The 20,425-nt window shown below is 64.1% G+C and carries 15 protein-coding genes; 5 read left to right on the forward strand and 10 right to left on the reverse strand.

Annotated features, from left to right (window positions below; genetic code table 11):
* Positions 1 to 23: 23 nt before the first annotated feature.
* The 3 genes from C4K38_RS15780 to C4K38_RS15790 all read left to right on the forward strand — a co-directional run bounded on the left by C4K38_RS15780 (position 24) and on the right by C4K38_RS15790 (position 4,281).
* A complete protein-coding gene (locus C4K38_RS15780) occupies positions 24 to 2,303 on the forward strand; it encodes a TonB-dependent receptor (RefSeq protein ID WP_053279182.1) in 2,280 nt (759 codons plus the stop codon).
* Positions 2,304 to 2,342: 39 nt separating this feature from the next.
* Positions 2,343 to 2,990: a MotA/TolQ/ExbB proton channel family protein gene (locus C4K38_RS15785; protein ID WP_025808875.1), complete on the forward strand. Its 648-nt coding sequence runs from the start codon at positions 2,343 to 2,345 to the stop codon at positions 2,988 to 2,990.
* 64 nt (positions 2,991 to 3,054) lie between these two features.
* Complete coding sequence (locus C4K38_RS15790; protein WP_231998535.1) at positions 3,055 to 4,281, forward strand: phospholipase D-like domain-containing protein; 1,227 nt, start codon at positions 3,055 to 3,057, stop codon at positions 4,279 to 4,281.
* A 49-nt stretch (positions 4,282 to 4,330) separates the two neighbouring features.
* Here C4K38_RS15790 and C4K38_RS15795 read toward each other — a convergent pair whose 3' ends face one another.
* Positions 4,331 to 6,286, reverse strand: coding sequence for a GMC family oxidoreductase (locus C4K38_RS15795; RefSeq protein WP_053279184.1), 1,956 nt, complete (start codon positions 6,284 to 6,286; stop codon positions 4,331 to 4,333).
* A 10-nt stretch (positions 6,287 to 6,296) separates the two neighbouring features.
* Positions 6,297 to 8,804 carry a hypothetical protein gene (locus C4K38_RS15800; RefSeq protein ID WP_053279185.1) on the reverse strand — a complete coding sequence of 836 codons (2,508 nt, stop codon included), beginning with the start codon at positions 8,802 to 8,804 and terminating at the stop codon, positions 6,297 to 6,299.
* A gap of 343 nt (positions 8,805 to 9,147) precedes the next feature.
* On the opposite strand from C4K38_RS15800, the gene C4K38_RS15805 reads away from it, so the two are divergent.
* Entirely contained in the window at positions 9,148 to 11,766 is a 2,619-nt protein-coding gene (locus C4K38_RS15805) for a patatin-like phospholipase domain-containing protein (RefSeq protein WP_053279186.1), read from the forward strand.
* A 59-nt stretch (positions 11,767 to 11,825) separates the two neighbouring features.
* Here C4K38_RS15805 and C4K38_RS15810 read toward each other — a convergent pair whose 3' ends face one another.
* The 7 genes from C4K38_RS15810 to C4K38_RS15840 all read right to left on the reverse strand — a co-directional run bounded on the left by C4K38_RS15810 (position 11,826) and on the right by C4K38_RS15840 (position 17,737).
* Entirely contained in the window at positions 11,826 to 12,701 is an 876-nt protein-coding gene (locus C4K38_RS15810) for an NAD(P)-dependent oxidoreductase (RefSeq protein ID WP_053279187.1), read from the reverse strand.
* A gap of 37 nt (positions 12,702 to 12,738) precedes the next feature.
* Positions 12,739 to 13,053: a putative quinol monooxygenase gene (locus C4K38_RS15815; protein WP_053279213.1), complete on the reverse strand. Its 315-nt coding sequence runs from the start codon at positions 13,051 to 13,053 to the stop codon at positions 12,739 to 12,741.
* 97 nt (positions 13,054 to 13,150) lie between these two features.
* Positions 13,151 to 14,188, reverse strand: coding sequence for an NADPH-dependent curcumin/dihydrocurcumin reductase (locus C4K38_RS15820; RefSeq protein ID WP_053279188.1), 1,038 nt, complete (start codon positions 14,186 to 14,188; stop codon positions 13,151 to 13,153).
* Between the two features lie 142 nt (positions 14,189 to 14,330).
* Positions 14,331 to 14,915, reverse strand: a complete 585-nt coding sequence (locus C4K38_RS15825; protein WP_053279189.1) for a TetR family transcriptional repressor CurR — start codon at positions 14,913 to 14,915, stop codon at positions 14,331 to 14,333.
* 126 nt (positions 14,916 to 15,041) lie between these two features.
* Positions 15,042 to 16,055 (reverse strand): ABC transporter substrate-binding protein, encoded by a 1,014-nt coding sequence (locus C4K38_RS15830; protein ID WP_053279190.1) that lies wholly within the window; start codon positions 16,053 to 16,055, stop codon positions 15,042 to 15,044.
* On the reverse strand, positions 16,048 to 16,851 hold the full coding sequence (locus C4K38_RS15835; RefSeq protein ID WP_053279191.1) for an ABC transporter ATP-binding protein: 804 nt from the start codon (positions 16,849 to 16,851) through the stop codon (positions 16,048 to 16,050). Before C4K38_RS15835 ends, C4K38_RS15830 begins: the two co-directional genes overlap by 8 nt.
* A gap of 1 nt (position 16,852) precedes the next feature.
* Positions 16,853 to 17,737: an ABC transporter permease gene (locus tag C4K38_RS15840; RefSeq protein WP_053279192.1), complete on the reverse strand. Its 885-nt coding sequence runs from the start codon at positions 17,735 to 17,737 to the stop codon at positions 16,853 to 16,855.
* A gap of 376 nt (positions 17,738 to 18,113) precedes the next feature.
* On the opposite strand from C4K38_RS15840, the gene C4K38_RS15845 reads away from it, so the two are divergent.
* Positions 18,114 to 19,202, forward strand: coding sequence for an LLM class flavin-dependent oxidoreductase (locus tag C4K38_RS15845; RefSeq protein WP_053279193.1), 1,089 nt, complete (start codon positions 18,114 to 18,116; stop codon positions 19,200 to 19,202).
* A 369-nt stretch (positions 19,203 to 19,571) separates the two neighbouring features.
* On the opposite strand, the gene C4K38_RS15850 is transcribed toward C4K38_RS15845, so the two are convergent.
* Positions 19,572 to 20,366, reverse strand: a complete 795-nt coding sequence (locus tag C4K38_RS15850; RefSeq protein ID WP_053279194.1) for a class II aldolase/adducin family protein — start codon at positions 20,364 to 20,366, stop codon at positions 19,572 to 19,574.
* Positions 20,367 to 20,425 lie beyond the last annotated feature (59 nt).

Genomic DNA, 20,425 nt, shown 5'->3' on the forward strand with positions numbered 1-20,425 from the left:
CACCCAACAGCAGGACGACAGTGATGAAGTTCACCCGGATTCATCTGGCACTCGTTGCCGCGAGCATGGGCCATGGGATCGCCATGGCAGACACCAGCGACAGCGACGTCGGCACCATTGGTGTGCAAGGCAAGGCCACGGCGGGCGGTGGCTACATGGTCCAGGAGGAGAGCATCAAGGCGCGCTCCACGGTGACCAAGGAGGCACTGGACAAACAGACCGCCACCGGCAACGCCGTCGACAAGCTCAAATACACCCCGGGCCTGAACATCTCCAGCGAAGATGCCACCGGGCTTTCGGGTTTCCGCTTCACCATGCGCGGGCTCAACTCCGACCAGGTGGGGATGTCGGTGGACGGCATGCCGATCAACGACTCCGGCAACTACGCGCTGTACTCCAACCTGCTGGGCGACCCGGAAAACATCGAGCAGATCTTTGTCACCCAGGGCGCGGCCGAAGCCGATGGCCCGCACATCGGCTCCAGTGGCGGCAACATCGGTATCGTGACCATCCGCCCGACCAAGGAAACCGGTGCCTTCGTCAAACAGGTGGCGGGCAGCAACGGCACCTTCAAGACCTTCGCCCGGCTCAATACCGGCGAAGTCAACGGCCTGAGCAACTGGCTCTCGCTGTCCCACACCGAAGGCGAGAAATGGCGCGGCGACGGTGCGGTGCGGGCGGACAAGGTGGAATGGAACAGCTTCTTCGACATGGGCGGCGGCAACACGGCCAACCTGATCCTCAAGTACCACGAGCAGGACAACAACAGCTACAGCCAGCTGACCAAGACCCAGTTCCAGCAGAACGGTCGCAAGTACGACCCCTACCCTTCGACGCCGGCCCTGGGCAGCAACGGCAAGGTCAGCAGCTACTACGCCCTGGCGCAGAACCCGTTCCAGACCTTTACTGCGGTGCTCAACAGCCAATTCAAGCTGGCCGACAACCTGGCCCTGTCGGTCATCCCGTATTACTACTGGGGCAATGGCAGCGGCGTGGGCGCCTCCAGCTATGCACTGAACAGCGGTTCGAACCGGGGCGGCGTGTTCGACCTCAGTAACCTGCAGACCGCCGCCCAGTACAACGCCGACGGTTCCTCCACCAGCGGCGTCTACTACCGCCCTTCGCGAACCCAGACCTGGCGCCCGGGCATCACCACCAAGCTGAACTGGGACCTGGGCGATCACAGCCTGCAATTTGGCTACTGGTATGAGCGCGCGCGCCAGAGCCAGACCCAGCCGTTCATTGCGCTCAAGAGCAGTGGCAAGCCGGAAAGCACCTGGCCGGATTCGGATAACGTGGTGGACGCCAATGGCAACAAGGTCCAGGGCCGCGACCGCTTCACCATTACCCCGGCGCAGAAAGTCTGGGCCCAGGACACCTGGTATTTCGCCCCGGACTGGACCCTGGTGGCCGGCCTCGCCTACATGAACGTCAAGCGCGACGGCACCAACCACGGCAGCCTCACCGAACAGCCGGAGAAGCGTAACCAGACCTATAACAAGTTGCTGCCCAACGTCGGCCTGAAATACCAGCTCGACGAGCGCGACCAGCTGTTCTACAGCCTGTCGCGCAACATGCGCATCCCACAGAACTACGTGCTCTACGACCAGGGTGTCGGCTCCATCGATTCCAAGCCGGAAACCAGCTGGAACCACGAGCTGGGCTGGCGCTATACCGGCGACGACATGACCCTGGCCGCCACCCTGTTCTACATGCAGTTCAAGGACCGCCAGGTTTCATCCCGTGACATCAACGGCGACTTCGCCGACATCAACGCCGGTTCCGTCGACAACAGCGGCCTGGAACTGGAATGGAGCGGCCTGCTGCCCCACCACTTCAACTACTACACCTCCTACACCTACACCCGCGCCGAGCAACAGGACGACCTGACCGTCTACAACGCCGGCAAGGCCATCGTCCTGCCCACCAGCGGCAAGCAGTTCGCCAACGTGCCGAAGAACATGCTGGCGGCCAACATCGGCTACGACGACGGGCGCTTCTACGGCACCTTCGGCGGCAAGTACACCAGCAAGCTGTATGGCGACCTGACCAACGACGAAGCCATTTCCGGCCGCACCGTGTTCAACCTCGGTGCCGGCATCTACCTGCCGGTGGACAAGAAAGTGGTCAAGGACGCGACCCTGCGCCTGAACGTCGACAACCTGTTCGACAAGAAGTACCTGGACGGCGTGTACACCACCAAGACCAACGCCGCGACCTACGGCGGTTTTCGTGACGGCGACCCGGCCTACATCGTGGGCCTGGAACGCACCGTGACCGTCTCCCTGGAAGCGAATTTCTGATCGTCATCCGCTATTTATCGAAGAATGAGGTAAAGCATCATGGACATGAACCTGCTTCACGACATCACCTTCTATGTGATGTATGCCGCGGTGGCCATCGCGATCTTCATCGCCATCGAGCGCGGTCTCTACTTCGCCTATGTACGGCGCCAGGCCAGGTCGTTGATGGAGGCCCTGGGCAGTCACGTGCACAGCGAGCGGGATCTGCCGCAAGACGCCACCCGCCGCGACAGCCTGCCCTTGAGCATGGTCCTGCCGGTCCTGGCGCAAAAGGCTGCCCACGGCTCGCGCAAGGACCTGGACGATGTGATCGAGAGCCAATACCTGTCGACCCGCGCCCCGCTGGCCCGCAGCCTGTGGATCATTGAAACCATCACCACCGCCGCCCCTTTGCTAGGCTTGCTGGGGACCATCCTGGGGATCATCGATACCTTCAAGGCCCTGGCCAGTGCCGGTGTGTCCGACCCGGGCCAGATTTCCGGCGGTATCGGCACGGCGTTGTTCGCCACCGGGCTGGGGATCGCCATCGCCCTGTTCTGCGTGGTGTTCCATAACTTTTTCCAGGACAGCCTGGAGCGCATCAACGATCAACTGAAGATGCTGCTGATCCGCGCGGCCACCGGCGCCCGGGTGCAGGATGAGGTGCCACACCGGGCACCGACCCCGTTGCACAGCCGTACCGCGTGACTCCCGGGGCGGGCGCAGGGGGCGCCCGCCTTTCTTTTATATGAGGACGCCTATGTCCGTATGCATGAAGTTTCCACGAGCGCTGCTCAGCGTTCGGATCGCCGGCCTGGCTGGCTTGCTCATCAGTCCGCTGGTCCAGGCGGACTTTGCCATTGCGGGGTTTGAGCTGGTGCATACGGTGCCGGTGGACACCGCGCTTGGCACGGCGGATTTGCGGCAACCCGGCCCCGTGTGGATCGAGCTGTTCGATGGCGCGAAAAGCCAGATCGATATCGGCCAGTTTTATGCGGCGGACCATCCCGGGTCGGTGCTGGGCAAGGTGATCGAACACCTTGAGGCGGCCGGCAAACGTGGCGTGAAGATCCGCTTCCTGCTCGAGGAAAAGGGCCTGAAGCTGTCGGAGCCCGCCACCCTGGAGCGCTTGCGGGCGATTCCCAACCTGAGCTTCCGGGTGCTGCCCTATGCCCGGGTGAGCGGCGGGATCATCCATGCCAAGTACATGGTGGTGGACGGTAAACAGGCGTTCGTCGGCAGCCAGAACTTCGACTGGCGCTCGCTGGAGCACATCCACGAAACCGGGTTGCGCATCAGCGATGAAGCCACCGTGGCCCAGGTGCAGGCGATCTTCGAACAGGACTGGCAGGCCCAGGCGGCCTTGGCGGCAAACCAGCCGGTGCCCCTGCCCGCCGCCGGCCAGCAGCCGCTACGCAGCGGCAATTACCTGGTGGCCAGCCCGCAACGCTACAACCCGCCCGGCGTGGGCGATTCGCAACTGGAGTTGCCGCGCTTACTGGCCGAAGCGAAGAACGAAGTGCGGGTGCAGCTGCTGGACTATGCACCGCTGTCCTACGGACCTGACCGGACCCGGCCCTATTACGCGGTGATCGACAATGCCGTGCGGGCCGCCGCGGCGCGGGGTGTGTCGATCAAGTTGCTGGTGTCCAACTGGAACACCGACAAACTGGAACTGCCCTACCTGAAAAGCCTGGCGGTGCTGCCCAATGTCCAGGTCAGGATCGTCACCCTGCCCCAGGCGTCCCAAGGGTTCATTCCCTATGCGCGGGTGATTCACAGCAAGACCATGGACATCGATGGGCAGGTGGCCTGGGTCGGCACCAGCAACTGGCTCGGCGGCTACCTGGACAATTCGCGCAACCTGGAAGTGGTGATGCACGACAGCGCGATGGCCAGGCGCATCGGTGAACTGCACGAGCAATTGTGGGACGGGCCTTATGCAAAGCCACTTGAGCTGATGGCTGAGTATCCGGATCCCCATCCGGGCACGCCGTGAAGGCAAAAAAAGGCCGAGCCTCTCGACGGCTCGGCCTTCTGCCCATGGTTCAGCGTTTTGACGCAACCATCGCCTCCACCGTGGTCGCTCTGTCCGCACCGGCCGTAGCCTGCCCTGCCCCTCGCACCACCTGCGCCCGTACTGCAACGGCATCCTGCAGGATCACCTGCGCCGCCTTCTCCGCCGCGACATAGATCGAGGTGACGATGAAGAAGCCGGGGATTTTCGGGAAGATCGACGCGTCCACCACCCGCAGGTTGCCCACGCCGCGCACGCGGAAAGCGCTGTCGAGTACGGCCATCGGGTCGTCGTCGGCGCCGATCGGGCAGGTGCAGGAGGCGTGGTGGCCCCAGGCCTGGTTCATGACGAAGGTCTTGAGCTGTTCGTCGGTCTGCACTTCATCGCCGGGCAGTTCTTCGCTGGCGATCAGCCCGGCGTCTTTCAGCGGCTGGGCCAGGTTGCGCACGAACTTGATGCCCTCCACCACCGACTGCAGGTCTTCGCCCTGGGTGTCGCTGCCCTCCTCGAAGTAATGGAAATTGATCAGCGGGGTGTCGGCCGGGTCTTTGGAGCGCAGGGTGACGTAGCCGGCGTTGTTGTTGGTATGGGCCTTGAGTATTGCCCAGGTCAGGTAGTTCAGGTGCTCGACGATCAGCTTCGAGTAGCCGGGGAAATAACCGCGAAACAGCGCCAGCAGGGAGAAGCAGAACAGGTCCGGCAGCGGCCGTTGCTTCAGGGATTTCTTGATGATCGCCAGGACCGCGCCGTTGGTGCTGTAGACCCCGACCTTGCCCTTGGCCCATTCCTCGTACTGCGGATCGCCCTTGGCGTAGCGCGCGCCCTTGAGCACTTCCCAATTCTCGAAGTTCATCCGGTTGACCACCCCGACCTCGTAGCGGTCCTGCAGGTTGCGCCCCACGCCCGGCAACTCGACCCGCACCTGGATATCCATGGCCTCCAGGGTTTCGCGCGGTCCTATCCCTGAGAGCATCAGCAACTGCGGGGTGTTGAAGGCGCCGCCGGCGAGTATCACTTCACGGCTGGCGTGCACCTGGCGCAGTTCGCCGGAGGCATTGCGCGGCAAGGTGCAGGCCCGGTACAGGCGCGCGCCCTTGATGTACTCCACGCCATAGGCGCGCTGCTGGTCATCGAGCAACACCCGGGTCACCAGTGCATCCAGCTCGATGTGCAGGTTGTCCGGGTGGCGCTTTTGCACATCCAGCAGGCGTTCGCGGGTGCCGTTGCGATGGTGTTGCCGGGTGGCCAGTGGCGGATAGCGCAGGCCGATGGCTTCCTCGCGCACCAGCCGCCAGTCGTTGGGGTCGCCCACGCCCTGCAACTGCCAGCCGATGCGCTTGAGGGTTTCGCCCAGGGTCTTGAACGCCTGCTCGGCGGCGTCGACGATCGAACGCACCAGCGACTGGTCGTCGAACGCCGCCTCCGGAATCGCCTTCTCCACGTGCAGCCAGCCCTTGAAGCCATGCCGCGACGGGTTGATGCCGAACCAGGAGAGAAACCGCTGGAACGGCCGGTGATGGCAGTTCTCCAGGTTCTGGAAGTGCTCGCGCATGGCACTGGCTTTCCACGACGGGTCGCCGGTGATCTGCGCGATATGGTCCCAGTCCTGGTTGTGCGGGTAGACGGTGATCATCGCGTTGTGCGCGGTGCAGCCGCCCAGGCAACTGGCCCGCGGGTACAGCACCCCGTCGACGTTCTCGCCCTGGAAGGTCCGGGTGAACTTGGGGTCCTGCAGCTGGCGGGCGTCGTTGCTGTAGTGGCGCACGAAGAAGTCCCAGCGCATGGCATCGTTCTCGGTGGAGCGCGGGTGGAACGCCGGCACCTGGTACTCCTCCGGCAGCCGCGGGGCATTGCCCGTGGCCACCGGATCGCTGCCCGACTCCAGCACCAGCACCTTGCGCCCCTGTTCGGCCAGGCGGGCGGCGACAGTGCCGCCCCCTGCCCCGGACCCGACCACGATGTACTCGTAATCCATTTCGTTGTTCATCGCTGGCCACCTAGAAAGTTTTCAGCAGGGCGATCAATGCCCGTTTATCCGCGTCACTCAGGCCCGGCTCCTCCTTGAGGTAGCTGGTGCCGAAGTAATGCCCCTTGTCCACCACGAAGTCCGGGCACTTGCTCACCTGCAGCAGCGGCTTGACCAGGCCGGCGAAGACCTTGCGGGCTTCCTCGTCGGAGGCGCCAGGCGGCAGTTGCTTGAGGTCGTGCTTGATCTTCAGCAGCAGCTCCAGCACCTGGTCGCGTTTCTCCAGGTCGATGTTGGACAGCAGGTTCACCGGCGTGCCTTGCGGGATCGGCCCGAGCTGGATGCCGTCCTCGCCGAACAGCCACGGCAGCAAGCGGCTGAGCAGGCCTTCGAGGTTTTGCAGGAAGGTTGGCAGATAACCGCTGCTGACCCGCAGGTAGCTGGTTTCACTGGTGACGTCGATGGTGCCCATGTGGGTCTTGCCGGAGCGGGTCATGACCTGGAAGTCGCCTGTGCGGTTTTCCGGCCACAGCAGCATCTCGATCGCGCTGTCGAAGGACGCCATGCGGTCCTCCACCCCACCTTTCCAGTGGAATTGACCCAGGCGGTTGTTCAGCAGCAACGGCGCGGTGGACCACACACTGACCAGCGAGGCTGGCCGCGTATAACCGCGTCCGCCGGCCGGCATCGCGTATTCCGAGGGTTCGCCGGTGTAGGGGTTCTGCACCAGCACCGGGCCTACCGCCGGCAACTTCTTGTACGACTCCGAGGAGAAGTTGTCCCAGATATTGCCGCCCAGGGCGTTGGTCGCCAACGGGCTGCAGGCGTTGGTTTCCGTCAGGGTCACCGGCACCCGCAGTTCGGTGGAGAGGAAGTTGTCGGTGAGGAACTTCTCGTCCTTGACGATGGCCCGCATCGCGGTCTTGAACTCCGGCGTCTTGCTCCAGGTCCAGTAGTTGTTCCAGCACTTGAGGTAACCGTCGTTCACGCAGCCATGGTCGGGAAAGAAGCTCCAGGCTTTTTCCGGCAGTTTGCTGGAATGGCAACGGGCACAGGTGTCGGCGAACACTTCCTTGCCGCGCTCGAGCACCGTCTTCGGCTCGCTCAGGTGCGCCGCGCCGCCGGGGGCGTTCTTCAGGTAGTCCGGGGTCGCCGAGGCCAGGAAGAACAATGCCAGGTCCGGGGTCTGCGCCTCGTTGGCGTTCCAGTAGGAGGAGTTCTTGCGCGCCACGTCGATGCGGAACGGGGTGATCGGCTTGCCACCGATCAGCGGCCGGAAGTGGGTGGTCCACTCCTCGCTGTACAGGCCGATATTGATGAACACCCGGTTCAATGCCCCGAGCGCGCCCACCGAGTCGGCGCCGTCCTTGAGCACCCGCGGGGTGAACACGGTGTCAGGCTTTTTGTAGAACTGCGCCAGCGGGCTGTCCGGCGGCACGCCGGGCACCTCGTTGAACTGGCGGTTGTTCAGGCCGCCACCGGCGAGTTTTTCCTTGCCCAGGTTGGAGGCCAGCTCGATACGCGCCTTGAGGTTGTAGACCGCGTTCATGGTGCGTGGGTTGTTGATGTAGTCGGTGGAGACGAACGAGGTGTCCAGCGCCCCCGGTTTCGAGGTGTGGAACAGCTGGTACGGGAAGCTGCTCGGGTCCTGGTTCCACATGAAGATCCGGTCGACCCAGAAGTACTGTGCACCGGGGTTGGAGTTGAGGTTGGACCAGGCCGGATGTTCAGGGTTGGCCGGCGGGTTGGTCGGGTTCGGCCCGACATGGCAGAAGCCGCAGGACATGCCGACCCGGTAAGGTTTCACCAGCTTGCTGTCGTTGTAATAGGTGGGGTCTTCGTAATAGCGCTTGGCGTCCCACTTCTTCTGTGCATGCTCGTCGAAGTCCGGGTTGGGGAACAGCCGCAGGCCGACGATCCCGGTGCCGTAGCCGTAATAGGAACCCACCGGCAGGTTCTTGCCGCGGGCGCCGATCTTCACGCCGGGGTACTTGGCTTCGTTCTCGAAGGGGTCGGCGGTACAGGACGGGTCGCGCTTGTCCAGCCACAGGCCGTAGCGATCGTCGCGCGGCCCCTCGCCCTTGACGTAGCAGGGTTCGTTGACCACCCCCAGCACTTGCCAGCGTTTATCGCGGTTGTATTTCAGGCTCGGGTGGTTGGAGATGGTCTTGAGCAGGTCGAGGTTGCCGACGCTGTCGCGCGAGAGTTTGTCCCACAGCGCGTCGTTGCCGGCGGTCCAGACCACCCAGTTGTTGCGCCCGCGGGCGAAGGCCTGGAGCGCCTGCTGTTCGGTAATGCCGGGGATGAAGGGCGACAGTCGTTCGACCAGCAGCTGCGGTTGCTTGGACACGCCGTAGTCCATGTCGGCGTAGTAGTCCTCGTCGGCGCCTCTGAGGCTGTTGGCATCGCGGCCGACGCACTTGGCCTCGTCGAGTCGCTCGCCGGGTTTGTCGCCGCAGGGTTTTTTCGTGTCGCTGCTACAGCCCTGTAACAGCACCAAAGGAAGGAAAATGCTCAACATCAGCTTCACGGGTGTCATGCGCTGCTCCTTGCACGTGCTGCGGACCGGTCCCTCTGTCCTTGGGGACACCTGTGTCGCGACCGGTTCTTTTTCTGATGGCCGAACAACCGACTGCCTGCGCACCGGGCCGGTTAACCTCGGTACGCCAGTCGCCTTACAACGCCCTACAGCCGCCATACTAGGCCATGGCGAGCGGGTCAATACGTCCATTTGGCGATGAAAAGCCTGGGTTAATTTCGATTGGCTATCGGGCTTCAGGCTCACCGTTCCGGCTGTCGGAAACCCTGCTGGCAACCTGCTGTTTTCCTGCTTTAACTTACTCGTGAGGGACGGATCCCCCTCCCTTTCGCGAGGGCTGCACATGGACAGGAACAAGCCCGCTTCTTCGGCTCAGGATGCTCAGTTTGACGCCGAACACAGCCGTATCGACCAACGCAGGGATCTGCTGGGGCTCGCGCGCAAAAACGCCGGCCACTGGGCCGTCGCCCTGTCCGGTGGCGGCATTCGCAGCGCCACCTTCTGCCTCGGGGTATTGCAAGCCATGGCCCGGGCCAGGGCGCCGGATGCCGTGGGCGAAGAACCGGGCATCGGCAAGCGCCTGCTGGCGCAGTTCGACTACCTGTCCACCGTCAGCGGTGGCGGCTACCTGGGTTCGTTTTTCGGCAGCCTGTTCCTGCCCGGGCGCCTGCGTGGGCGGGAAAACGCCCAGGTGGCGGCCAGCCCCGAAGTGCAGGCCGCGGAAGATGCCTATGAAGTGCTCGACTTCGAGCCCCCGGGGCGCATCCACACCCATATCAACTACGCCAAGGCCCCGGTGGGCGAAGCGCCGCTGGCCTGGCTGCGGGAGAACGGTCGCTACCTGACCCCGGGCGGTTCGGGCGACCTGTTCTATGTCCTGGGCCTGTCGCTACGCAACCTGCTGGCGCTGCATGTCGTGATCGGCATGCCGCTGTTGTGCACCCTGGCCCTGGCCACGTTGCTGCAAGTGAGCATCGCCGGTAGCGACCTGTGTTCACCGATCACTGCCCTGCTGCCCATGGGCCTGATCAACCCCTTATGCGGTTCGCTCTGGTGGCTGCCGGGAGGGGCGACAGTGTTCGGGGTGATACCGCTGATGCTGGCGTTCTGGATGGTGTATTTCCGCAAGAACCAGGACGACGCGGTGCGCCTGCTCAACTGGGCGACCCTGCTGTACAGCGCGGCCGGGGCCCTGTTCATCGCCCTGGCCTTTACACCCAGGGGGCTGGACGTTGAACTGCGCACACTGCTGATCGTCTGCGGGGTGGTCAGCTGGCTCGGGGTGCTGGCCTGCATCGGCGTGGCCCTGCGCCTGCGTTTCAAGCGCGACAAGGACGACGCCCTGGCGCGTAACAACTGCGTGCGCACCTACCGGGTGCTGGTTACCCGCTACCTGGCCCAGGTCCTGATCTTCACCCTGGTGCTGGGCTTCTTCGCCCTCGTACCCTGGCTGGCCCAGTGGATCTACACCAGCGAGCAACGCGCGCAACTGATGTCGCCCACCGTCGCCCTGCCGCTGTTGATCGGCGCAATCCGCGCCCTCTCCCTCCTGCTCGACGACAAGGCCCTGCCCGGCTGGGTGAGCCGCCTACCCCTGAGCCTGATCGCCGGTGTCGCGGGCATCGCTATCTTCCTGCTGGTGGCCCTGCTCTGGGGACTGCTGGTGCAGTTCGTGCGCTATCAGGGGCTGGATGCCGACACCGTGGCGCGCCTGTGCGGCCTGGCTGGGCTGGCGTTGATCCTGAGCCTGGGGGCGGGGAACTTCATTGGCTTTCTCAACCTGTCCTCGTTGCAATCCTTCTATCGCAGCCGGCTGACCCGGGCGTATCTGGGCGCCTCCAACGGCCTGCGCTTCGCCGGCAGCACGCCCAAGATCCGCAAGCAGCACCTGAGCGTCGCTGAAGCCCTGCCCGGCGACGATGTGCCGATCGAGCACTACTACGGCGTCACCACCTGCGCGCCGGTGCACCTGATCAACGTCACCCTGAACCTTACCGTCGACCCGGCCGAGCAGCTGGTGCAACGCGACCGCAAGGGCAAGCCGTTGTGCCTGGCCCCCAATGGCGCGGAGGCACCCGACAGCGTCAGCTACATCCTCGACGGCGAACCGCGCAAACGCTCGATCAAGAACAAACGGTTCAGCGAGATCTACCAGCCACGAGGGCTGGCCGATTGGGCAGCGACCTCCGGCGCGGCGATCTCCACCGGCCTTGGCCGGGCCACGACATTGGGTACTTCGCTGTCGTTCGGCCTGACCAACCTGCGCCTGGGAACCTGGTGGCCGAGCAATTTTCTTGAAGGCGACAAAAAGTCCGACAGGCCCCGGCGTTCGCGGGACAAGTTATGGGGCACGGTGTTTCCGACACAGACTTACCTGTTCTATGAGTTGAGTGCGAGTTTCCACGGCCTGAATCGCAACTATCAGTACCTGTCCGACGGCGGCCATTTCGAGAACACCGCCACCTACGAGCTGATCCGTGAGGGGCGCAAGATCGAGCTGATTGTCTTGTGCGATTGCGGAGCCGATCCGACCTACCAGTTCGACGACCTGGCCAACCTGATCCGCCTGGCGCGGATCGACCAGGCCCTGGAGATCGTGGAAGACCTGGACGTGCATAGGGTGCCATTACTGGCGCCCTACTTCGGCCATACCCGCAACTTCAGCCACCCGGGCCCCGACGACAGCCTGCGCTGCGCGATGCTGTTCAACGTGCTCGATCGCCAGGGCCAGCGCACCGCGCGGATCCTGTTGCTCAAGCCGCGCCTGATCGCCGGGGTGCCGGTGGATGTGCTCAATTACGCCAATGCCCACCCGACCTTCCCCAACGAAAGCACTGCCAACCAGTTTTTCGACGAAGCGCAGTTCGAAAGCTACCGGCAACTGGGCCTGCAGATCGGCCAGACGCTGTTCGGCAGCGGCCAGCCGACCCCGGTATCCCAGGCGTTGTGGAGCTATCTGTAGAACGCCCGCCTCCAGGGGTCACCTGGGCGCGGGCGTGCATCGCGGGGTGAGGCCCGCCGTCAGTCCTGCCCGGAACGCCGCAGCGGTATCCGCGCCAGTGCCGTCCAGTCCAGCTCGCCATCGCCCCGGGCGACCGCCTCCAGCAGGGAATCGCGCATCACGCTGGCAAACGGCAGCGGCACATGGCGGCTTTGACCGGCTTCCAGCGCCAGGCCGACGTCCTTCAGGCCCAGGACCAAACGGAAGGCCGCCGGGGAAAAGCGCTGTTCGGCGATCTGCGGGCCATAGTTGCGGTACACCGGGGCGTTGAACAGAGTGCTGGTCATGATCTCGATGAACTGGCTCGGCTCCACGCCATGGCTTTTCACCAGGGCGGCGCTTTCGCCCATGGTTTCGATGGCGCTGGCGATCATGAAGTTGCCGGCGATCTTCACCACCGCGGCGCTCAATGGGTCTTCGCCCAGCAGCCAGGTCTTCTGGCCCATGGCATCCAGCAGCGGCTGGACCTGGGCAATCGCCTCGGCGGGACCGGCGGCGAGGATGTTCAGGTTGCCGGCCCGGGCCACATCGGTGCGGCCGAATACCGGCGCGGCGATGTAGGTCACCCCCCGCTCGCGATGCAGCGCCACCAGTTCGCTGATCAAGCCGACCGACAAGGTGGCCATGCCGATATGGATCAGCCCGGGTTTGGCCGAGGCCAGAGCGCCGCTGTCCAGCAGCACCGAACGGGTGGCGGCGTCGTCGGCGAGCATGCTGATCACCACGTCGTTGCGCAGCGCGTCGATCGGGTCCTGCGCCGCGATCGCGCCCTGTTCCAACAGGGGCTTGAGGCTGTCGGCCGAACGGTTCCAGACACTCACCTGGTAACCGGCCTTGAGCAGGTTGCCGGCCATGGCGGCGCCCATGCCGCCCAGCCCGAGAAAACCGATGTTCATCGTCGCACTCCTTATTTCGTCAATAGGGCTCGCTGGCTCAGAGGGCCGGCTGGCTGTCCACGGCGATCGCGGACAGCAGGCAGACCTGGCGTTCCAGCACATGCTCGAGCGCCGCGTTGATCATGGTCTTGTAATGCGGCATCTGCCGGTGGGTTTCTATCGCCGCCCGGTCGGCCCAGGTCTCGACGAATACAAAACGTCCTTCCTGATCGATGTCGCGGTGCAGCTCGTAACTCAGGCACCCCGCTTCCGCCCGGGACGGCGCGACGCCCGCCCGCAGCACGCGCTCCAGTTCGGCGCCCTGGCCCGGCTTGGCCTGGAGGATGGCCACGACTCTGATTTCATCACTCATGCTGGTTTCCTGTTCATTGATGGTGCTTGCCCAGGTTTGCAATCCGGGCTCGGCAAAGGAGGCAGGCCAGTCATCCATGGACGACTGGCCATGGGGCTCAGTCGTCGGCGCCGACGCGAATCACCAGCTTGCCGAAGTTTTTCCCCTGCAGCAGGCCGATCAGGGCCTGGGGCGCGCTTTCCAGTTCTTCCACCACTTCCTCGCGGTACTTGATGCGCCCTTCGGCGAACCACTGCGACATGTCGCGGTAGAACTCGTCGTAGCGCGAACCGTAGTCGTCGAAAATGATGAAGCCCTGGATCTTGATGCGTTTGCGCAGCACCAGGCTCATCAGCAGCGAAAGACGGTCCTTGCCCTCTGGCAGGTCGGTGTCGTTGTAATGGGCGATCACCCCGCACACCGGCACCCGCGCCGAGGTGTTGAGCAGCGGCAGCACCGCATCGAAGACCTTGCCGCCGACGTTCTCGTAATAGATGTCGATGCCCTTGGGGCAGGCCTTGGCCAGTTGCTCGGCGAAGTCCGCGGCCTGGTGATCGACGCAGCTGTCGAAACCCAGTACCTCGACCGCGTAGCGGCATTTCTCCGCGCCACCGGCCACGCCCACCACATGGCAGCCCTTGAGCTTGCCGATCTGGCCCACGGTCGCGCCCACCGGGCCGGTCGCGGCGGCCACCACCAGGGTTTCCCCGGCCTGGGGCCGGCCGATATCCAGCAGCCCCATGTAGGCGGTGAACCCGGGCATGCCCAGCACACCCAGGGCATAGGAAGGATGCTCCGGCGCCGCGCCCAGCCGGGTCAGGCCCGTGCCGTCGGACAGCCCATAGTCCTGCCAGCCGCTGTAGGCCAGCACCCAGTCGCCCACGGCGTAATCCGGATGATTGGACACTACGACCCGGCTCACGGTGGCGCCGACCATCACCTCGCCCAGGCCCACGGGTGGCGCGTAGGAAGGTGCGTCGCTCATGCGGCCACGCATGTAGGGGTCGAGGGACAGGTAGACGCTGCGCAGCAGCACCTGTCCGGCGCCGGGTCGGGGAACTGGCTGGTATTCGAGGCGGAAGTTGGCTTCGCTCGGGGCGCCATGGGGGCGCGAGGCGAGGACGATGCTGCGATTGATCTGGTTCGACTGAGACATATGCAAACTCCTTCACAGGCAGAGACGCGTTTCAAGAAGCGTTCGACGGGTCGCCAGGCTCGGCACTTATTAGACCAGTCGTCTAGTTATCAGGCCAAAAATACCCGCTGCTCGGCAGCGGGTATCAAAGGATCTGTTTAATTCAGCTTTCCAGCATCGCCCGGGTAGTGATCATGGCGTCTTCCAGGGGCCGGACATCACGGTGTAGCTTGCACATCAGGCTCGCCCCCAGCCACAGCTGATACAGGCCGGTGGCGGTCTGGCGGGCGGCGCTGGCCGGCAGGGAACCGTCGAGGTGGCCCTGCTCGATGCAGGCGGCCAGGCGGTCGATGATCTGCTCGGCGCCGTCGCGCAAGGTGATACGCATCATCTCGGAGAGGTCCGCCACTTCCGCGCTCAGCTTGACCACCAGGCATTTCTGCTCGTCGCCAGGCACGCAGTAGTTGTCCAGCCAGCTCTGCCAATAGTTCATCAAGCGCTCGCGGGCACTCTGGCCAGGGGTGGAGAAACCTTGATCCATGCTCGCCAGGTAGTGGCGGAAGTAGTCTTCCAGCAAGGTCTGGCCGTACTGCTCCTTGGATTTGAAGTAGTGATAGAACGAGCCCTTGGGCACGCCGGCCGTTTGCAGGATCTCGTTGAGGCCGACACAGGTGAAGCCCTTGCCGGCCATCATCCGGTGGCCGGTATCGAGCAAGTGTTGGCGGGTGTCGTCGTAGGTGGGTTTCATGACGCGGAGGATATCCCTGATTAGACCAGTCGTCTAGAAGGTTTCAGCGGCCTCCGATCATAAGTGCGCCACGCCGCGAATCCGTTATTGGCGTGACGCTGCGCCCTCCTTTCTGCCAAGCGCCACCTAAGGCGTGGCAAACACTCCGGTATCGGTCAGCGTCCGGACATCGACCCGATGGGGAAAGATCTTCTTGGCCACGAACAGGTCGTCGACTTCCTGCAAGGCCTGAACATCCTGGGCCTGCACCGGCAGCAGCGACTCGTCGCCCCAGCGGCGCAGGGTCTGCGACACCTCCAGCGGGATGTCATTGACCCTGGCGAAGACTCGCGCATATTCGTCCGGGTTCTGTTGGCCCCACTCCAGGGCCTTGGCGAAACGTTGCAGGACATCGCTCAGGGCCTGGCGCTTTAGTGGGTCGCTGAGCACCTCATCCGAGGCGGTGATGAAGTTCAACCCGGTATTGATGCCCTCGCCGCTGATCAGCACCCGGGCGCCCTGCTGCTCGGCGAAGGCCTGATACACGCCGAAGGTGGCCCAGGCTTCGATTTGCCCGGCATTGAAGGCCGGCAAGGCGTCGGTCGGCAGCACGAAACCGACCTTGACGTCCTTCTCGTCGACCCCGGCATTGGCCAGGGCGCGAATCAGCAGGTACTGGGCAATGCTGCCGCGGGCCGACGACACCACCACATTGCGCCCCCTGAGGTCGGCGATGCTGCGGATCGGCGAATCCGCCGGCACCAGGATCGCGATGCCGCGTGCCTGGCCGCGGCGTACCGCGACAATGCGCAACGGCGCGCCACCGGTGGCCGCCGCCAGCACCGGGGTATCGCCAGCCGGCGCCAGGTCGACGGCGCCGGCGCGCAGGGCTTCGAACAGCGGCGCGGCGCCCTGGAAGTTCGCCCACTGCACCTGGTACTCGATGCCCTCCAGGGCGTTCGCCGCCTCCACCACGGTGCGCAGGCCCTTGGCCTGGTCGCCGAGGATCAGGGTGACGCCGGACAGGTCGGAGTGTTTCGTGAAGGTGGATTTGCTTTCGCTGCTTTCACCGCAGCCGCCAAGCAACAGCATGGCGCCCGACAACAGCAGAGCCGTGGTTTTCCAGAAACGTGAACCTTGCTTTATCAAAAGCTCAGCCATGGGCAAACCGCCGGACACTGTTGTTGGGAGACTGGCGCACGGTGCCGGTTGCTTGCGACGCTGGCTCCACCGCTTCAACCCCCAACAGGCTCAGCAGGCGCGCGCGGATTTCCTGGAAACCCTCCTGGCCGGTGTCCCGCGCGCGGGGCAGGTCGATGCTCAGTTGCTCGGCGATCTTGCCGTTGGCCAGCACTATCACCCGATCGGCCAGGAGGATGGCTTCGTCGACGTCGTGGGTCACCAGCAGCACCGCCGGCGTGTGCTTGCGCCAGAGGTCGATGATCAGCCGGTGCATGCGGATCCGGGTCAGCGCATCCAGCGCGGCAAAGGGTTCGTCGAGCAACAGCAGCTTGGGCTCGCGCACCAGGCCACGGGCCAGGGCCACGCGCTGGGCTTCGCCGCCGGAAAGCGTCGCCGGGTAGGCTTCCAGCCGATGGGCCAGGCCAACTTCGGTCAAAGCCTGCACCGCGCGGGCACGGGCGTTGGGAATGCGCAGGCCGAGGATCACGTTTTTCCAGGCACGCTTCCAGGGCATCAGGCGCGGCTCCTGGAACACCGCCGCCCGCGCCTTGGGCACCCGCAACTGGCCGCTGTCGATGCTGTCGAGCCCGGCCAGGCTGCGCAGCAAGGTGGTCTTGCCCGAACCGCTGGCGCCCAGCAGCGCGACGAACTCCCCCGGGGCGATGTCCAGGTCCAGGTCGTCGATGACCCGCTGCTCGCCGAACTGGCGCACCACATTGCGCAGTTGTACCGGGTGGGCGGTTTTGGCCGCGTCCACAAGATCGATGCTCGACATATCAATTCCTCACGAAAGTTGGGCGCCAGGCCAGGGCAAAACGTTCCAGGGTGCGGATCAGGCCGTCGATCAGCAGGCCGAGCACGCTGTAGATCAGCAGGCAGATGACGATCACGTCGGTGCGCATGAAGTCCCGCGCATCACTGGCCAGATAACCGATGCCAGCGGTGGTGTTGATCTGCTCGACGAACACCAGGGCCAGCCAGGAGATCCCCAGGGAATAACGCAGGCCGACGAAAAACGAGGGCAAGGCGCCCGGCAGGATCACGTGCCAGATCAGCTCGCGCCGGTTCAGGCCCAGGGTGTTGGCGGCCTCGATCAGCTTGGGGTCGATGTTGCGGATGCCGGCGAACAGGTTCAGGTACACCGGGAAGGTGGTGCCGGTGACGATCAGGGCGATCTTGGTGAACTCGCCGATGCCGAACCAGAGAATGAACAGCGGCACCAGGGCCAGGGAGGGAATGGTGCGCAGCATCTGCATCGGCGAATCCAGCACCACTTCGCCGCGTTTCGACAAGCCGCTGATCAGCGCCGCCACCACCCCGATGCTGACGCCGATGCTCAAGCCCACCAGCGCCCGTTGCAGCGACACCAGCAGGTGCTTGCCCAGTTCACCGGAGGCGATCATGGCCCAGAGCGTGCCGCCGATCTGCGACGGCGCGGCGATCACTCGCTGGGGAATCAGCCCCCAGCGCGAGGCCAGCTCCCACAGCAACAGCAGCACGATCGGGCTGATCAGGCGCAGCAGCGCCTCGGGGGTGCGCCAGTTGCGCAGCCACTGCGGGATCCAGCGTGCCCCACCCTGCCCTGCACTGTTGAAGCGAACGGCCTTGTCGACGGAAAACGAGCCGCTGGCGCCCGGCGTATCGAAAGTCTTGTCGCTCATCAGGCTTCCTTCCTCATCAAGCCCATGGCCGGAGGCGCCATGTTTCAGCTTCGGATTTATGCTATTCGCATAAAAAACCGCAGTGAAATTCTTTTTGGGAATAACCTAATATGATTAAAAATCAGATATAAAATGAACCAGATAAATTATTTGCATAGTAATCCGGCTCGGCCAGCGTCCTTTGCGGAGTGCGCGGGCACGGCGCTATAAAATGCGCATTGCTGATTAAGCTGCATTTAAATAATCAATAAATTTAATAATTAACTTAGAACAAAACGGCATTTCACACCCCGCCGCGCTGCGCCTACTTTCGACACCACGGACCGACCCCTTGCCCGGTGGAGGCTGAATCACGCCTATTAATAAGGAATCCACCATGAGTATCGAATTCATCGGTTTTATCGGCGGCCATCACGCCTCGGAAATCCACCCGCGCAGCGGCCCCGTCCTGCAACCCGACTACGTGGAGAACGTCGCCCGCGCCCATGAAGACGCCGGTTTCGACCGCGCCCTGGTGGCGTTCCACTCCAACAGCCCGGACAGCACCCTGATCGCCGCGCACGCCGCCAGCGTGACGAAAAAGCTCAAGTTCCTGATCGCCCATCGCCCGGGTTTCGCCGCGCCGACCCTGGCTGCACGCCAGTTCACCACCCTGGATGTGTTCAATGGCGGGCGCACCGCGGTGCACATCATCACCGGTGGCGACGACCGCGAACTGCGCGCCGACGGCAGCTATATCGACAAGGACCAACGCTACGCCCGCACCGACGAATACCTGGACGTGCTGCGCCAGGAATGGACCCGCGACCGGCCCTTCGACTATCAAGGCCAGTATTACCAGGTCGAGGGCGCGTATTCGGCGGTGCAGTCGCCGCAACAGCCGCACATCCCGCTGTATTTCGGCGGTTCCTCGGCGGCGGCCATCGCGGTGGCCGGCAAGCATGCGGACGTCTATGCGCTGTGGGGCGAAACCTACGAGCAAGTGCGCGAAGTGGTGACCCAGGTGCGCGCCGAAGCCGCCAAGCATGGCCGCAGCATCAGGTTCAGCCTGTCGTTGCGGCCGATCCTGGCGGACACCGAGGAGCAGGCCTGGGCACGCGCCGAGCGCATCCTGCAGCAGGCCACCACCCTGGCCGAGCAGAACGGTTTTGTCCGCCGCGAACCACCCAACGAAGGCTCGCGTCGCCTGCTGGCAGCAGCGGCCCAGGGTACGCGCCTGGACAAGCGCCTGTGGACCGGCATCGCCGGGCTGCTCGGCGCCCAGGGCAACTCGACGTCCCTGGTCGGCACCCCGGAGCAGGTGGCCGAAGCCCTGCTCGACTATTACGACCTGGGCATCACCACCTTCCTGATCCGTGGTTTCGACCCGCTCGAGGATGCCATCGACTATGGCCAGCGCCTGATCCCGCTGACCCGCAAGCTGGTGGCCGAGCGCGAGCGGTTGGCCGCGGAAAAAGTCGCCTGACCTGAAGCCCCGACGCATGGAGCCCTGATCGCCCTGTAGCCGCTGCCGCAGGCTGCGATCGGGGCACAGCCCCGCCAACCTGACGACTCGGTATCGCTGACCTGCGGCGGCGCCTGGCCTGGCGACCGCTGCGCGGTCGTTCGCAGCCTCGCTTCGGCTCGGCAGCGGCTACAAAGCGTTACTTCTTACTAAGCCGTATCACTGAACGGACATCCTGTAGCCGCTGGCGTAGCCTGCGATCGGCTGCGCAGCAGTCGTGAATCCGTAAGACAGGGTCTGCCTGACAAACCACAATCTCCGGTTTTACGTCTGCTTCGTCGGAATGCCGCCCAAGCTGATCGCAGCCTTCGGCAGCGGCTACACGTACCATCACTCCTTGTAGGCCGTATCGCTGCGCTCCAACTGGCGGATCAGCGCATTCCAATGTCGGGCGACACCAGGACCGTCGCCACTCTTGAAGGCTTCGGCCTGCTTCTCGACCTTGGCCACCACCTCGGCCGGCGGGAAGATCAGCTCGGCATTGCCGCTGGCCTGGGCGGCGATCTGGATATTGCAGGCGCGCTCCAGGGTCTGCAGTTGCTGGAACGCGTGCTCGACGCTGATGCCCGCGGTGAGCAGCCCGTGATTGCGCAGGATCAATACGCTCTTGTCCCCCAGGTCCGCCACCAGTCGTTCGCGCTCGTCGAGGTCCAGAGCGATGCCTTCGTAACCGTGATAGGCCACGCGTCCGGAAAAACCGATGGCGTGCTGGGAAATCGGCAACAGGCCGTCACGCTGGGCGGACACCGCGATGCCGTCGCGAGTATGGGTGTGCAGGACCGCGTGCAGGTCGGGACGGGCGCCGTGGATCGCGCTGTGGATCACATAACCGGCGTAGTTGATCCCGAGGCCCGTGGGGTCGTCGACGATGGTGCCGTCGATGTCGACCTTGACCAGGTTGGAAGCGCTGATTTCATCGAACAGCAAGCCGAAGGCGTTGATCAGGAAATGCTCGTCGGGCCCCGGCACCCGCGCGGAAAAGTGCGTGTAGATGTGATCGGTCCACTTGTACAAGGCCGCCAGCCGGTAGGCCGCGGCGAGTTTCACGCGCACCTCCCACTCTTCGGGGCTGACACGCTGGCGAACATTTTTCGAGACGCTGGATAACGGGCTGACGCTGCTCATGGCAAAACTTCCTGGATGGCCTTTAAGGAACTCCAGCCAGCCTAGGGGAAGGCAAAAAA

This window comes from Pseudomonas chlororaphis subsp. piscium (genome assembly GCF_003850345.1).
GTDB lineage: Bacteria > Pseudomonadota > Gammaproteobacteria > Pseudomonadales > Pseudomonadaceae > Aquipseudomonas > Aquipseudomonas piscium.